Source organism: uncultured Duncaniella sp., from assembly GCF_910577345.1.
Classification (GTDB): domain Bacteria; phylum Bacteroidota; class Bacteroidia; order Bacteroidales; family Muribaculaceae; genus Duncaniella.
This window is the reverse complement of record NZ_CAJTMT010000002.1, coordinates 184,026-200,372: the sequence shown is the minus strand read 5'-3', so window position 1 is coordinate 200,372 and position 16,347 is coordinate 184,026. Positions and strand designations below refer to the sequence as shown.

Annotated in this window: 12 protein-coding genes and 1 riboswitch; of the genes, 11 read left to right on the top strand and 1 reads right to left on the bottom strand. The window is 51.8% G+C overall.

What is annotated here, in order from left to right; genetic code table 11:
* Positions 1–17: 17 nt before the first annotated feature.
* Complete coding sequence (locus QZ310_RS01880; protein ID WP_297069784.1) at positions 18–1,103, bottom strand: hypothetical protein; 1,086 nt, start codon at positions 1,101–1,103, stop codon at positions 18–20.
* A gap of 445 nt (positions 1,104–1,548) precedes the next feature.
* On the opposite strand from QZ310_RS01880, the gene QZ310_RS01875 reads away from it, so the two are divergent.
* From QZ310_RS01875 to QZ310_RS01825, 11 genes are all read left to right on the top strand, one after another.
* Positions 1,549–2,517 carry a DUF6562 domain-containing protein gene (locus QZ310_RS01875; protein ID WP_297069782.1) on the top strand — a complete coding sequence of 323 codons (969 nt, stop codon included), beginning with the start codon at positions 1,549–1,551 and terminating at the stop codon, positions 2,515–2,517.
* A gap of 268 nt (positions 2,518–2,785) precedes the next feature.
* Positions 2,786–4,291 (top strand): 4Fe-4S binding protein, encoded by a 1,506-nt coding sequence (locus tag QZ310_RS01870; protein ID WP_297069781.1) that lies wholly within the window; start codon positions 2,786–2,788, stop codon positions 4,289–4,291.
* Positions 4,292–4,327: 36 nt separating this feature from the next.
* Positions 4,328–5,722 (top strand): aldo/keto reductase, encoded by a 1,395-nt coding sequence (locus tag QZ310_RS01865; protein ID WP_297069779.1) that lies wholly within the window; start codon positions 4,328–4,330, stop codon positions 5,720–5,722.
* Positions 5,715–6,158 carry a DUF1893 domain-containing protein gene (locus QZ310_RS01860; protein WP_297069777.1) on the top strand — a complete coding sequence of 148 codons (444 nt, stop codon included), beginning with the start codon at positions 5,715–5,717 and terminating at the stop codon, positions 6,156–6,158. Before QZ310_RS01865 ends, QZ310_RS01860 begins: the two co-directional genes overlap by 8 nt.
* Positions 6,159–6,181: 23 nt before the next feature.
* Entirely contained in the window at positions 6,182–6,703 is a 522-nt protein-coding gene (locus tag QZ310_RS01855; protein WP_297069775.1) for an ECF transporter S component, read from the top strand.
* Between the two features lie 30 nt (positions 6,704–6,733).
* The gene (locus QZ310_RS01850) at positions 6,734–8,098 is read left to right on the top strand and encodes a nucleoside hydrolase-like domain-containing protein (protein WP_297069773.1); all 1,365 of its coding nucleotides are present in this window, start codon (positions 6,734–6,736) and stop codon (positions 8,096–8,098) included.
* A 588-nt stretch (positions 8,099–8,686) separates the two neighbouring features.
* Positions 8,687–10,666 (top strand): putative porin, encoded by a 1,980-nt coding sequence (locus QZ310_RS01845; protein ID WP_297069771.1) that lies wholly within the window; start codon positions 8,687–8,689, stop codon positions 10,664–10,666.
* Positions 10,667–10,788: 122 nt separating this feature from the next.
* Positions 10,789–11,736 carry a transporter substrate-binding domain-containing protein gene (locus QZ310_RS01840; protein ID WP_297069769.1) on the top strand — a complete coding sequence of 316 codons (948 nt, stop codon included), beginning with the start codon at positions 10,789–10,791 and terminating at the stop codon, positions 11,734–11,736.
* A 237-nt stretch (positions 11,737–11,973) separates the two neighbouring features.
* On the top strand, positions 11,974–12,528 hold the full coding sequence (locus QZ310_RS01835) for an HdeD family acid-resistance protein (RefSeq protein WP_297069767.1): 555 nt from the start codon (positions 11,974–11,976) through the stop codon (positions 12,526–12,528).
* A 139-nt stretch (positions 12,529–12,667) separates the two neighbouring features.
* Entirely contained in the window at positions 12,668–13,954 is a 1,287-nt protein-coding gene (locus tag QZ310_RS01830) for a replication-associated recombination protein A (RefSeq protein WP_297069765.1), read from the top strand.
* 88 nt (positions 13,955–14,042) lie between these two features.
* Positions 14,043–14,262: riboswitch (cobalamin riboswitch) on the top strand.
* A gap of 64 nt (positions 14,263–14,326) precedes the next feature.
* Entirely contained in the window at positions 14,327–16,306 is a 1,980-nt protein-coding gene (locus tag QZ310_RS01825; RefSeq protein WP_297069764.1) for a TonB-dependent siderophore receptor, read from the top strand.
* The last annotated feature ends 41 nt before the right edge of the window (positions 16,307–16,347 follow it).

Genomic DNA, 16,347 nt, shown 5'->3' with positions numbered 1-16,347 from the left:
TTACAGACTCAGCATTCTTATTCATCGTTCTCCTCTTGAAGAACTATGAATGCAATATCCGAAAAATGCTCAGCTCCAACCTCCTCTCCTTTTAGAATCGCCGGCTTTTCAATAATCCCTTTCGATTCCAGAAGTGTAAGTATATCCCACATGACTTCGTGGTAAAAAACTACAGAGGCTTCTTCTTGTGAAAGAATGTTGTAGCCGGATGCTATATCCGGCACATAGTTCTTGATTGCATTACTTATTTGCGTAGTAATTTCTTCACACCGAAGATCAATTTCGTCTTTATTACCGCTTTTAATTATCGGAATCGCAGGTTGCCCATTAGAATCCACCAAATTCCATTTCATTAATTTGGATTTCAGATCCTCATCCCTAACCGGAAGCTGATTATCCATTATGCACCGCGCGAATGAGAGGAGCATTTTATCACTTGGCCAATATCCCAGTTCATCAGTCCAATTAACCTTAAGGGGCCCATATCCATTGGTACCGTTGCGGTCTTCAAGACGTTTATTCCACATTGCCCAATAGGCCCCTGACCATGTTCCATGATCTGCCATCCGGTCCGGTGACGGCAGCTTACCATCACTCCAGACATATCCATCCAATAAATATGAGAATATCAGGGAATATATCTGCGAGCTATAACCTTTAGCCTTGAAAGCTGTAATCAGTTCCTTTATCTTTGGTTCTATATCCGGAAATATACTATCGGCAAATGCCTTTGAGTCGCTTCTAATTCTTTCAGTTTGTGCCTTGTCGAAAATAGGCATCTTGGTTTGCAACTTTCCATCTGAAAAAGAGAGTAAATCACCAACCATCAATAGTCGTAATTGACTTTTGTTGTAGGGTATATTGAGCGAGTCAAGCTTAGCTACAGGGCCGGGATTTCTAAACACGCAAAGTATATCCCAGTTGTTATCTGCAATATATTGGCTCGGATGGAAAGAGCTGTAGGAACAGAAGGCAGTTGTAGAAAACTCCTTGAATGGCCGACCCATGATAGAATCATTCGCACAAGGCTCGATAGCGAAGGACGCAAGGGCAGTAACAATAAAGATAAGTAGGAATTCAAGTCTCCCCGTCATTTGTTTCATAGTCTATGTCAAGTTCTAAATTAGCAGAGTCTTGGTTGTTGGGATATTTAAATGCAAAGATATGGAAAATAAAAATAAAAACTCTCAACAAATGTTGAGAGTCAAGGATTTTAACGCTGTTTTTCTCGTCATTTTTTTTGCAATTGGCTCAGACGTGCAGATGTGAATTTGAGAATGCAGTGGTCAAAGGAGCGTTTTATGTCTTCTCACCCTGATTTTAAGCAATAGCCTATAAGCCACTGATTTATAGCCTATTCTTTTTCACTCCCGGAACAAACCGGAACGTCCGGTTTAAGCCACACTTTGAAATAATTCACACAAACACATCTATTTCAGCGTTTTATTTATATATTTACAATTCCAAACCGGAACAACGATGAAACTCCACGCTTGATTCCTGCCGGCGCCCTACCTGCGAAGCATAGCTTTCCAAACCTAATAATATATGCGAACATCGAAGACACAGACTTGCAAAATCCCGAGATTGATCGTTGCGGGATTGATTGTCTGCGCACTGCTTTCGGGATGCATACGTTCGCATGAAATAGGCGGCACCACACTTAGGCTCCACATCCAATTTCCATCGGCAGAGCTTACTCCTGATTATCAGGAATTCAGAGGCGCCGAAGCCTATTCAAGACGCTGCATCGTTGAACTGTATGATGCAGGGACCGGAGAAAAGGTTATGCGCAAATGCGCGTTCACGCCAGTATCGTCAGACCGCACTGCGGTTTTAGACCTTGTTGCCGATGAAGGAACTTACGACATCTTAGTGTGGAGCGATTTCGTTTCAGGCAAGCATCCGGAGAACGACACGTTTTACTCCACGGAAAGCTTCAGCGCTATAACAATGCTCAATGACATCCACCCCGACGATTACCGCTACAAGGATGCTGCATACGCAAAAGTTGAGGGCATAAATCACAACCAATGTATCACTCCTGTCGACATAAAGCTCACAAGGCCTCTTGCCGCCTACCGCATACTGACAGATGATGCCGAGGCATACATAGCACTTTCAGCACGCTATCCGAAAAAATATCTCCCACTTGAGGATTTGAGAATCGAAGTCAGCAACAGCTTTTTCATTCCAAATTCCTTGAACATACGGCTCGGTCTCTACAACAATTCCGATGCCGGATACCACTACGACAACAGGCCGTTGATAGAGGGCGACGATGTCGCGGTTGCAAGCGACATGATTTTTGCCACCGACACTACCGAAGAAATGCTGCTCACAATAACTGCCTACGACCGCAACGGCGACAGAATCAGCCATACCTCAGGTCTCACAGTAGGCTATACCCGTGACCGGGAATCAATAATCAAAGGCAATATGCTCGTCGCAGGCCAAGGCTTCGGCACCATTATATTTGACACCACATGGGAGGGGGACTTCCTGATTTACTTCTAAGCATCTATTTCCAAGCTCAAAGGCAAAAAATGCACCAATAACCGTAATATTGGTAAGTTATCGCGAGTTTTGTTTTATCGAAGTTTAAAATAATTATCTTAAATTTGCAATATTGATTGCTCTAAGTTTCATTTGCTTACAGAAATCCGCTTATAGAAACGGAAAAAGAGGGTTCATCACACATAGCAATAGCATCATCGGACAATAAGTATCAATACCAAAGAATCAACGATAAACCAAGTGTAAATCCAAAAACTTGCAATAACTTATGCTAAAAAGACTACGACAGACAGTGGCCGTGGCCGTAATCGTGCTGATAAGCTTGCTTTTCCTCGATTTCACCGGCACCGTCCACCAATGGTTCGGCTGGCTGGCCAAAATCCAGTTTCTGCCCGCACTCCTCGCTCTCAACGTGGGGGTAGTGGTCGGGCTGATAGTGCTTACCCTCCTATTCGGCCGACTGTATTGCTCGGTGATATGTCCGTTAGGAATAATGCAGGACGGCTTCGGATGGCTCGGAAAGAAAGCCCGCAAGAACCGTTACCGCTACTCCCCTGCAAAAAACATTCTCCGCTACACAATGCTTGCCATCATGGCAGCCGGTATCATCCTGGGGATAGGCTCGCTCGTCGCGCTCCTCGCTCCTTATAGTGCCTACGGCCGCATGGTCCAGAGCCTCCTGTCGCCACTCTGGCAGTGGGTCAACAATCTTCTTGCCGGATGGGCGGAAGAGCATGACAGCTACGCCTTCGCCAACGTGGATATATGGATGCGCGGAACTGCCACCCTCGCAGTCGCCACCATGACACTCATCATCCTTGCGATACTTGCATGGCGCAACGGACGCACTTACTGCAACACCATCTGTCCGGTCGGCACAGTCCTCGGTTTCTTCGCGCGCTTCTCATGGTTCAAACCTGTCATAGACACCTCGAAATGCAACGGCTGCGGACTCTGCGCCCGCAATTGCAAGGCCGCATGTATCGACAGCAAGACCCACTCAATCGACTATTCCCGCTGCGTGGATTGCATGGACTGTCTCGAAAAATGCCATCAAGGAGCCATATCCTACACCCGCCGCCGTACAGTTGTCCCTGCCGCCACAACAGCAGAACCGACACTCGCCGGCGACAGCTCCAAAACCGATGCCTCACGACGACAGTTCCTTGGAGTGACAGCAACAATCGCGGCTACTGCAACCGTCAAAGCTCAGGAAAAGACCGTGGACGGCGGTCTGGCCGTCATAGCCGACAAAAAGATACCCGTGCGCCACACACGCATTGTTCCTCCGGGAGCAGTCAGCCTGCGCAACATGGCCTCACACTGCACAGCCTGTCAACTCTGCGTCTCGGTGTGTCCAAACGGTGTTCTTCGTCCCTCGACCGATATTCTGACACTCATGCAACCGGAATCGTCCTACGAACGTGGCTATTGCCGACCGGAATGCACGAAATGCTCGGAAGTCTGCCCGGCAGGAGCCATCCGTCCGCTCACCTCAGCTGAAAAGTCAGCCACACAGATTGGCCACGCTGTCTGGGTCAAGGACAACTGCGTGCCGCTCACCGACGGCGTCGAATGCGGAAACTGTGCGCGCCACTGCCCGACAGGAGCGATAAGCATGGTGCCGTCCGATGCATCCAACCCGGATTCCGTGAAGATTCCCGTCGTCAACACCGAACGTTGCATCGGCTGCGGAGCCTGTGAGAACCTCTGCCCCTCACGTCCGTTCAGCGCCATCTATGTGGAGGGCCATGAAGTCCACCGTACAATCTGATAGGGCACATCTTATCAACCAAATCCGAAAAAAGAAATGAAACACGAAGATAACAAGGGACTCAACCGCCGTGACTTCCTAAAACGTATGGGCATCGGTGCATCAGCGCTGGGTGTCGGACTTGCCGGATGCGACTCAAAGAGCAACGTTGTGACCGGCAACCGGACTGCTCTGCCCGAAATCCCCACCGACAAGATGGAATACCGCACCAATCCAAAGACCGGCGACAAGGTATCACTCCTCGGCTACGGGTGTATGCGCTGGCCGACAGTCAAGGAGGACGGCAACGACGTGATTGACCAGGAAACGGTCAACCGCCTCGTCGACACCGCCATTGCCCACGGTGTGAACTATTTCGACACGTCGCCTGCCTATTGCAAAGGCTTCTCCGAACGCGCCACCGGAATAGCTCTCAAACGCCATCCGCGCGAAAGTATCTACATCGCCACCAAACTCTCCAACTTCTCACCCTCGACATGGAGCCGAAAAGCCTCGATGGAGATGTATCACAACTCTTTCAAGGAGTTGCAGGTGGACTATATCGACTATCTGCTCCTCCACGGCATCGGCATGGGAGGCATGGAGTCGCTCAATGGCCGCTATATCGACAACGGGATGCTCAACTTCCTGCTGAAGGAACGTGAGGCTGGACGCATCCGCAACCTCGGTTTCTCTTACCACGGCGACATCGAAGTGTTTGACTATCTCCTGTCGAAACACGACGAATACAAATGGGACTTCGTGCAGATTCAGCTAAACTATCTCGACTGGAAACATGCGAAGGAGATAAATCCGCGCAACACCAACGCCGAGTATCTCTACAACGAGCTTGCCAAACGCAACATTCCGGCCGTCATCATGGAACCGCTTCTCGGCGGTCGCCTGTCGAACCTCCACGACCATGTCGTCGCGCGCCTGAAACAGGCCGAGCCGGACCGCAGCGTGGCCTCTTGGGCCTTCCGCTATGCAGGTACCCATCCTGACGTGCTGACAGTCCTTAGCGGCATGACCTACATGGAGCATCTGGAGGACAACCTGCGCACCTACGCCCCCTTCAAGCCTCTGACCGACGAGGAAATGGACTTCCTCTACACGACAGCCGACCTCATGATGCAGTATCCAACCATCCCCTGCAACGACTGCAAATACTGTATGCCCTGTCCCTACGGCATCGACATCCCGTCAATCCTGCTGCATTATAATAAATGTGTCAACGAGGGCAACATTCCCGAAGGACACGACGGCGAGGAGTACCGCAAGGCACGCCGTGCTTTCCTTGTCGGCTACGACCGCTCTGTCCCGCGTCTGCGTCAGGCAAGCCATTGTATCGGTTGCAATCAGTGCGGGCCTCACTGTCCCCAGTCAATCGATATCCCCTCTGAGCTTCACCGCATAGATGCTTTCGTCGAAAACCTCAAGCAGAATGCCTGACGAAATGATGACCGACATACAGAAAAAAGCTATTGACATCCTCCACACCGAGGGATGTTCATGCGTCATCGTGAACGGCGATGAGATTGTCCGCTGCCACGAGCGTGGCGTGAAGGACCTCTACCGAATATTCAAAAGCCGCCCTGCCCTGCTTTCCGACGCATTCATTGCCGACAAGGTAATCGGCAAGGGAGCCGCCGCCATAATGGTTGCCGGAGGAGTCGTGTCGGTCTACACCGATGTAATCAGCCGTCCGGCCTTGGAGCTTTTCGGACAGAGCGGCGTCAAGGTGGAGTCGCCTCTTTGCGTAGACAACATAATCAGCCGTGCAGGCACAGGGATTTGCCCCGTCGAGCAACTTTGTGCCGCTTGCAAGACAGCCGAGGAATGCCTGCCTCTCATCGAAGGTTTCCTAAACAAGATGAAACCTGTGTGAATACAAGAATAAAATACTGAATCATGGAAACAACAACAATAAAACTTCATTCTCTTCAATTTGACAACTCGCGCACCTATCTGACCGCCGCGCTCTTCGTGATAGGCAACATCATCATGCCTCAGCTCTTCCACCTCATTCCGCAAGGAGGAGTGACATGGCTGCCAATCTACTTCTTCACACTCATCGGTGCCTATAAATATGGTTGGCGTGTCGGACTGCTGACAGCACTCGCCTCTTCTGTCATCAATTCACTCCTGTTCGGAATGCCACCGGTTGCAGCTCTTCCTGCCATCATGATCAAGTCGGGACTGCTTGCCATCTTCGCCGGATATGCGGCTGCAAGATTCCGCAAAGCAAGCCTGTGGATGCTCGCGACCGTAGTCCTTGCCTATCAATTCACCGGGACCCTTGCCGAGTGGGCGCTGAAGACCGATTTCATGGCAGCCTGCCAGGATTTCCGCATCGGTATTCCCGGAATGTTGCTCCAGATTCTCGGAGGATGGCTCCTGCTCAACTTCGTCCTGACCGATAATAGGAAGTAAGCATTCTTCATTAATCATATCTAAACAGGCATGTTGAAAAAGTTACTGTTGTTGCTGACACTCATCTGCAGCCTTCACCTCTCAGCCGGTGAGAAGGTTGTGAAGTCAAATCCGCGTCACCGTATACTTATCAGCACTGACATCGGAGGCACAGATCCGGATGACAATCAATCCATGATACATCTGCTGATGTATGCCAACGAGTTCGACATCGAAGGCCTTGTCTCCTCACCATCCTTCGGTGAAGGCTCCAAGGAAGAGATACTCCGCATGATTGACGAATATGAGCTCGACCTTCCGAAACTGCAACGCGGATTGAAAGCTTCGGGAATAGCCGACGCATATCCCTCGCCTGATGAACTTCGAGCTATCACCAAGCAGGGCAGAAAAAGCCTTGCACCGCTGAAAGGCTACGACACTCCGACCGAAGGATCGGAGTGGATTGTGGAATGTGCGCGTCGCAAAGGAAACTCTGCAGAAAAAGACAACCGTCCGCTATGGGTTCTCGTCTGGGGTGCACTGGAGGATGTGACTCAGGCTCTCCATGACGCGCCCGATATTGCCGACGACATCCGTGTCTACTGGATAGGTGGTCCCAACAAGAAATGGGGTTCCAATGCCTACAACTATATCGTTGAGAACTTCCCCAATCTGTGGTTTGTCGAGAACAATGCATCCTATCGCGGATTCATCGGTTCAGCCAATGACCAATCCCTCTATCAGGCTGCCTACTGGCCTACATTCATGAAAGGTGCCGGAGTGATGGGTGATGACTTCATCAACTATTACAAAGGCATTGTCAAGATGGGCGACACCCCGTCGCTCCTCTATCTGATGAGCGGCGATGCGGAGAATCCCCAAGGTGAGCATTGGGGCGGAAGCTTCATCCCGATGTCGGCGAGTCCGAAATACATCATTGACGGCCCACTCTGCGCGACCGATACCGTACCTGTCTATTCACTTATGGAATGGAGGTTGAAAGGTCCATCCGAAGGAGTTGCGATTGACAGCGTGGGGTTCATCCTGACAATCGACCGTCAGAACTGGGAAGGCCGATATGAAGGGGATGGTATCTACACTGTCCGCTATTCACCGAAAGCCCCTGCACGACTCCCTTATACAATCAGCTCAACTCTGCCGGGATTTCCGGAACACAAAGGCGAATTCGTGGCAGGAAATGAGTGGCCCGGAGAGAAGAAATTCGATCACAGCAGCCCTACCATCACCCCTGTTCCTGTCAAACTCGGAAAAACATGGTTCACCGACCGTCTCGATTTCACTTCTGCCGACGGAAAGCCCTCAAAATGGCAGGGAACAGCGAGCATCGCCAAATGGCGCGAAGAGATTCTGCGCGACTGGGCCGAAAGATGGAAGTGGCTGAAAGATGCAAAATAAGTCTAGTCATTGCACGGGGAACTGAAATTATGACAAGAATTGAGGCAATTTGTGTAACAGTATGCAGGCGTAAGCTTTGTAACTTTGCATGTAACAAATCCGAAAGTCTAAATTCTATCCGCATAAACACTCTATTCAGATAGCTCATCGGCTACGTCGATGAACTGCATTTTATAGGCGGGGGCAGACGATGTGGGATATATCGTCTGCCCTCACAATTAAGAGGCTATTTAAAAATCCTCTAAAGGACGCATCGTTTGTGACGGACAGAGGAGTGGAACAGGCAATTTGGAAAGAATCTGTCCCATAATTGCTACAATTCTGCAATATCATGGATAATGTTAACTGATGTTAGTAAACTCACGAGAATTAGATATAAGTGTTAATAATTTGTCAGACATAAACTGCGATACTTAAAATAATGTTAAACACGAGATGTTTTTAAACATAAAAATTTGGAGTCTCACAAAAACTCCCTACCTTTGCATCAGTTTTTCATGGTATTAGATTTAAGGTAAGAAGATTATTCGTCGTGATGACGGATAATTTTTTTTATGTCCGCATTTTGGCGTATCTTTGCAGTCACTTATGAAACATCATCTCCTAATCATACTCACAGTATTACTTGCAGGGTTTGGCGGGGTAAGCGCGCATGACGACATCCCCAATGACTCACTCTCCTATTCCTGGCGCATCCTGCAGCCACTCGGCCTGCGCGAGCGTGCCCCGATGGACACATTATTGTTCAACTACCACAAGACAGCAGTCCCCTCATCCTACAGTCCGGCCTTCGCTACGACCGGCAACCAGGCATCCGTGGGCAAGAATATGATATTCATGGACAGCGAGCCCATGAGCGATTTCTTTTTCCGCGACGCAAAGCAGTTCTGGATTCCGAATCTCGAAACTATGAGATTCTTCAACACACGCATCCCCATGTCGCAGGTTGGCTACAACACGGGCGGTGGACGCGAACTTGCCCAGGACTGGTTCAAATTCCTCTTCTCAGGCAACCTCAACAGGCGCTCCCAGATAGGTGTGCTCGTCTCCTACCCCTACTCAAAAGGCAGCTATGAGAATCAGGCAGCCAAAGGCCTGACATGGGGACTCTCCGGCTCCTATACAGGCGACCGCTATGAGTTTCAGGGATTCTTCAATGCCTACAACATGATTAATAAGGAGAACGGCGGTATCACCGACGACCTCTACATCCTCGACCCCGCGCAGTTGCAGGGCGGCGTGTCGACCATCAATCCGAAGAGTATTCCCACAAACCTTACCAACTCCCACACCCGCGTCGTCGGAAAAGAGTTCTACATGAACCACCGCTACAAAGTGGGCTATTGGCGTGAGGAGAAGGATGACAATGACTCTGTCGTGGCGAGAGAATACATCCCCGTGTCGAGCTTCATCTGGACTCTCGACTACAACAGTGGCCGTCACCGTTTCACCAACACCAACTCAACTCAGGAAAAAGATTTCTGGACCAATCATTACATCAGCACAAACGACACCTACGACCTCACCTCCTACAGCTCACTGCGCAACACCATCGGCGTATCGCTCCTCGAAGGCTTCAACAAATATGCCAAGGCCGGTCTCGGTGCATTCCTGACCCACGAACTCCGCACCTACAAACAGACCCCTGACACCTTCGCGATTTCCGGTGACGACCGTCCCGAAGGGCTGACACCCTATCCGTTCGATTCAAGACTGAAAGGTAAGGAGACCCAAAACCTCCTTTATGTCGGCGCACAGCTCGTCAAACAGCATGGCCATCTTCTCAACTACGAGGCAACCGCAAGTCTTGGTCTCGTCGGGGCCGCCGCAGGAGAAATCAAGGCGGAGGGCAATGTGTCGACCCGCATCAAACTCCTCGGCGACACCGTGATGGTAAAGGGCTACGGCCATTTCAGCAACACAACCGCCCCCTACCTGATGAACAACTATATCTCCAACCACTTCGCGTGGAAAAACGATTTCGGCAAGATACGCCGTCTGCGTTTCGGAGGTATGCTTGACCTGCCCCACACCGGCACTTTTGTCAACGTCGGTGTCGAGAACATACAGAACCACATCTACTTCAGCCCCGACATGCTCCCCGTGCAGAACGGTGGAAGTGTGCAGGTGTTCAGCGTAAAGGTGCAGCAAAACCTCCGTTGGCGCGCGCTCAACTGGGAAAACACGCTCATCTATCAGAAATCATCCGACGATGCCGTCATTCCGCTCCCGCAGTTTGCCGTCTACTCCAACCTCTACTTCTATTTCCGTATCGCGAAAGTGCTGCAGGTGCAGTTGGGAGTCGATATGGACTACTACACAAGCTACTACGCTCCCGGTTATCAGCCATCGACCATGGCCTTCTACAACCAGCGTGAAATCAAATGCGGCAACTACCCCTTCATGAACGCCTACGCCAACTTCAAGCTCTCACGCGCACGTTTCTTCGTGCTCTACTCACACCTGAACCAAGGCATGTTTGGCGACGACAACTATTTCTCCCTTCCCCACTACCCCCTCAATCCTCGCCGTTTCCAGATGGGCGTGATTGTCGACTTCGTAAACTAACACCTCCCACTGCCCGGACATCATAATCGGATTATCCGTCGATTTCGGCCTCCTGCGAACCTCCGGAGGCGGCTCGGTTGTTTATATAATCAGGTAGAACCATAAATCTACCTGATTTGCTTATGTCCACAGACCAGAATAAACCGACTCGTCAGGCTAACGACGATGAAAAACGCACCACACCGACCCCGGCTCCCAAAAAGAACGGCGGTCTGCGCTCACTGTTCCGCGCACCGCGCGGAGGAATCCTCCTTTCGCTGACACTCATTGCCATCGGCATCATCGTGACCGTCAAAGGCTGCTCGTCGCCTGTCCCCGGCCACGGCTATGAATATGTCCGCGGTCGCGGAGATACAATAAACGTAGCAATTGACTACTCCCCGATGTCGCTCTACCGTTTCGGCGACAGTCTCGCCGGATTCAACTACGAGATGATGAAGGACATGGCCGCTCTCTACGGCGACAATGTCAAATTCTATCCCGTCGCATCGGTCAACGAAGCTCTCGACGAACTGAAAGCAGGGAAATACGACGTTGTCATCTCCGATCTTCCCATCACAGCCTCACGCCGTGAGGCCTTCCGATTCACCGAACCTGTCTACCTTGACAAGCAGGTCCTCATCAGCCGTGATTCGACAATCACCTCTCGCCTTGACCTTGGAGGAAAGGAGGTCTGGACCCTGGAGGGGTCACCGGCAGCCGAACGTCTGCAAAACCTCTCGCGTGAGATAGGCGACACTATCATCCTGCGCCATGACTCCATCCGCAGCGCCGAACAGCTCGTCATGCTCACGGCCATGGGCAAAATCCCATTTGCAGTCGTCAACGAAGCAAAAGCCGTACACTTGGCCAAGGACTATCCGGATGTCGACATATCCACACCCGTGTCATTCACCCAGTTCCAGTCGTGGGTAGTCAACAAAGACAATCCCGCACTCGCCGACACACTTGACGCTCAGATCACCCGCTTCAAATCAACGCCACAATACGCCGAACTGCTGAAACGCTACATGCTCCAGACCGCACTCGACGTCGAAAAGCAATTGTCCGACAGCACTGCCGGACATTAAGGGAAATGGCGTGGACGGCGTCTGTAGATTCTGTCAGATAAAATCCGCACTCGCAATCAACAAATTAATGTGAAAGTGTGTTAGTATATTACAAGTGATTAAATATGAAAAGCTCACGGTATTCCCGATTGAAAACTCACAACTGACAATCGCTTCGGCACTCCACCAAAATTCCGACGGAGGCCGCACAACTAAGAAAAACATAAATTTCAACTATTAATCAAAAAATAAGTCGTTATGAAAACGCTCATTGAAAAATTCTGGGGTGAATCCCGCTATTGGTGGGTTGTACTCCTCGCAGGTATCCTTATGGTGATTTGCGGTTTCGCATACTGGTTCTGGCCGGTTGCCGGATATGCCGTTGCTTCTCAGATTTCTGGCTGGCTTCTTATTCTCGTAGGTATTGTTCAGCTTCTCGTGGCTTCGGGTCCTAACCGTGGCAAAGGCTGGGGATGGTGGCTTGCCGGTGGTGTCATCGACATCTTCATCGGTTTCATGCTCGTCCGCAGCATCGTTCTCTCAGAAATGGTCTTCCCCTATTTCATTGCTTTCATATTTATCTACTGGGGCATCAGCGCTCTCTGCAGCTCTGTCATGCAAAGCGGCCGTCGCTACTGGTGGCTACAGCTTATCAACGGCATCCTTCTGATGCTCATCGGTTTCTTCTTCATTGAAGCCGGATGGCTCCAGGACATGGCCATGACAAGCTTCCTTACTTCTCTTGCATTTATCTACTGGGGCTTCACAATCGCCATGCTCTCCTACGACATGAAGCCTGCCTACCGTAAATAAAGGCATTCGGAAAGTTTCAAAAATTGTAAGATAACCATATTGTTCCCGGATTTGCGGTGCTGTCGCAAATCCGGGAACTCTCATTTCACCGCCCCTATGGTTTGCGTGAAGGTGAAATAATGAGTAAATTTGCACTGTCATGAATCAGCCACTTGCCGAGCGTATGCGACCGCGCTCACTCGATGATTACATAGGTCAGCTCCATCTGGTCGGACCGGGCGGAGTGGTCCGCCGAATGATTGAATCGGCCAAGGTTTCTTCCTTCATCCTCTGGGGGCCTCCCGGAGTGGGGAAGACTACCCTCGCGCGCATCATAGCCAACACTGTCAACGTCCCCTTCTACACCCTCTCCGCCGTCAGCGCCGGAGTGAAGGATGTCCGCGAGGTGATTGACCGTTGCAAGGCCGATGCCAGAAGCATGTTCACCGGCGGACGTCCCATCCTCTTCATCGATGAAATCCACCGTTTCAGCAAGGCGCAGCAGGACAGCCTGCTCGGTGCCGTCGAGAGCGGTGTCGTGACTCTCATAGGCGCGACGACAGAGAATCCGTCGTTCGAAGTCATACGTCCGCTCCTCTCCCGCGCTCAGGTCTACACCCTACGCCCCCTCGAACAGACAGACCTCGAACTCCTCCTCGACAGAGCCATAAAGGGCGACGAGGTCCTGCAATCACACGGCGTAGAGGTCGAACAGACCACCGCCCTCTTCCGCTTTGCCGGAGGCGACGCGCGCAAACTGCTCAACATCATCGACCTTCTCGAACAATCGACACCGCAGGGTGAACCCGTGGTCATCAACGACCGCATCGTCACCGACCGCCTGCAGGAGAACCCCGCCGCCTACGACAAAAACGGCGAGATGCACTACGACATCATCTCGGCTTTCATCAAAAGTGTCCGTGGTTCGGACCCCGACGCAGCCCTCTACTGGCTTGCACGCATGATCCACGGCGGAGAGGACCCGGAATTCATCGCGCGCCGACTGCTCATCCTCGCCGCCGAAGACATCAGTCTGGCCAACCCCAACGCCCTGCTGCTCGCCAACGCCACCTTCGAGGCCGTCCACAAACTCGGCTTCCCCGAAGGACAGATACCACTTGCGGAATGTACGGTCTACCTCGCCCTCTCGCCCAAAAGCAACTCGACCTACACCGCGCTCCACAAGGCAATGAAACTCGTCGAACAGACCGGTGACCTACCCGTCCCGCTCCATCTGCGCAACGCACCGACATCGCTGATGAAGGATATGGGCTATGGCCGCGACTACAAGTATGCCCACGACTATCCCGGCAACTTCGTCGTCCAGCAATTCATGCCTGACCAACTCGGCCACGTCGATCTCTGGCAACCATGCGACAACCCTGCGGAGATGCGTTCAGCCGCCCTCCAGAACCAACGTTGGCAGGGAGGGAAAGATACACAATAAGAACTTACCTTACAGTCCTTTGACACACGGAGGTGCGTCAAGGAGAAAAAGTGACATCAATAATTTTTGCGGTTTCAAAATTTTAGAGTAATTTTGCCGGCGCAACGGTTCGCTGCGATGCAGCGATTAAAAGGGAACACGGGTGAGAATCCCGGACAGTCCCGCTGCGGTAATTTCCATCAAAGGGTCCGGTCAAGTCACTGAACGCGGTCAACGCTTTCGGGAAGGCAAGACTGAAACAGAGGAGAACAAAACGCATCCTCAACCCGGAATAAGTCCGAAGACCTGCCGTCTGCCATGAATCACCAATGTTTTTCTTCGAGGATGAGAGAACATAAGCAAAGAAGTTTAAGGATTTTACATATTGACGCATTGCGTCTGACCGCAGGAGTGCTTGCAATGACAGCGCTCCCCTTTGCTGCGTCCTCACAGAAACCGACCGACATCCATCTCGACAGCGTTGAAGTCGTGGCCTCCAAGACCTCACGTCCGCTGAAAAGCACCGCTCCCGCCTACAAGCTCGACAATCAGGAATTCACCCGTCTCGGCGTGACCGACATCTCCGATGCCATCCACCGTCTGCCGGGAGTGAACCTGCGCGACTACGGCGGCCTCGGAGGGTTGAAGACCGTCTCGGTCCGCGGACTCGGCGCACCGCACACTGCCGTCATCTACGACGGCATTGTCCTCAGCGACTGCCAGAGCGGTGAGGTGGACGTGTCGCGCTACTCGCTCGACAATGTCGAGTCGCTCTCGATGGTCATCGGTGACAACGACGACATCTTTCAGCCCGCACGCGTGGCCGCTTCGGCTGCATCGTTCAGCATCTCCAGCTTCCGCCGACCTGACCCGACAAAGCCCCTCGACCTTACCGCTCAGGTGAAATACGGCTCGTTCGGCTACATCAACCCCTACTTCCGCGTCGGCAAGGCCCTCTCCGAATCATCCTCCTTAAACCTCATCGGCGACTACACCTACGCTGAAAACGACTACCCCTATCAGCTCAAAAACGGTGCGCACACCACTACTGAACGCCGCAACAACTCGCGAATGAACAGCGGACACGGTGAGTTCAATGCCTCCTGGAGTCCCGACAGCCGTTCGACCCTCAGCGCCAAGCTCTATTACTACGACAACGACCGTCAGATTCCCGGTCCGGCTATTTACTACAACAACGAGAACCACGAGACCCTGCGCGACCGCAACTTTTTCGGTCAGCTTCAATATCGCAAGGCTTTCAACTCCAAGTGGTCCATGCAGCTCCACGGAAAATTCAACTGGGCCTCATCGCTCTACCACGACGAGGACGGGAAGTATCCCGGCGGCGAGCTGAACCAGAACTACTGGCAGCGCGAGGCCTACGGAAGCGCCTGCGTGCTCTTCCTCCCCTCCGACAAATGGGCTTTCGACTACTCCGCCGACTATTTTTTCAACAACTTCACGAGCAATCTCCCGACCGAGACCTTCCCGCGCCGCCACAGCATACTCCAGTCGCTCACCGGCCGTTACCGCATCAAGCGTCTGACAGTATCGGCACGTCTGCTCGGCTCAATCTACGACAACAGTGCCAAAATCGGTGAGGGTGCGCGCGACTACAGCCGTCTCTCCCCCTCGGCAAGCCTCTCGGTGCAGCCATTCGGCTCTGAAATGTTCTTCATGCGTCTCTCCTACAAGAACATCTTCCGTATGCCGACATTCAACGAGACTTATTTCTACCACTACGGCAACCCAGACGTGCGCCCGGAGACAGCCAATCAGTATAACTTCGGCTTGACCTACCAGTTCAAACCCACCTCTTGGCTCTCCAACCTTGAAATGACCGCCGATGTCTATCTCAATCAGGTCAAGGACAAGATTGTGGCAATACCTTATAATATGTTCGTCTGGACGGTAGTCAATCTCGACAAGGCGCGCATCATCGGCTTCGACTTCACGGAGACAGCCACTTTCAACGTCGGTCGCCGTCAGCAGATTCTCCTCACCGGCAACTACAGCTATCAGCGCGCCGAACCGCGCACCCGTTCGCAAGTGACGGAATACAAAAAACAGATTGCCTACATTCCCCGCCACTCCGGCAACGTGACGGTGAGCTATGAGAACCCCTGGGTCAATCTCTCGCTCCACACCACTGCCGTCAGCGGCCGCTTCGCCACCAACAACAATAATCCATCCACCTATCTCGGAGGCTATGCCGACATGGGCCTCACCGCCTATCGCACCTTCGGCTTCCGCAAGCATGAAATCGAAGTCCGTGGCGACATCATGAACCTCCTTGACCGCCAATATGTCGTCGTCGCCCGCTACCCCATGCCCGGCCGCTCATGGCGACTGACGGTGAAGTTTACATTGTAAAAAGGAATGTATAAGCGAAAAAGTCTTATAACAGATAATCT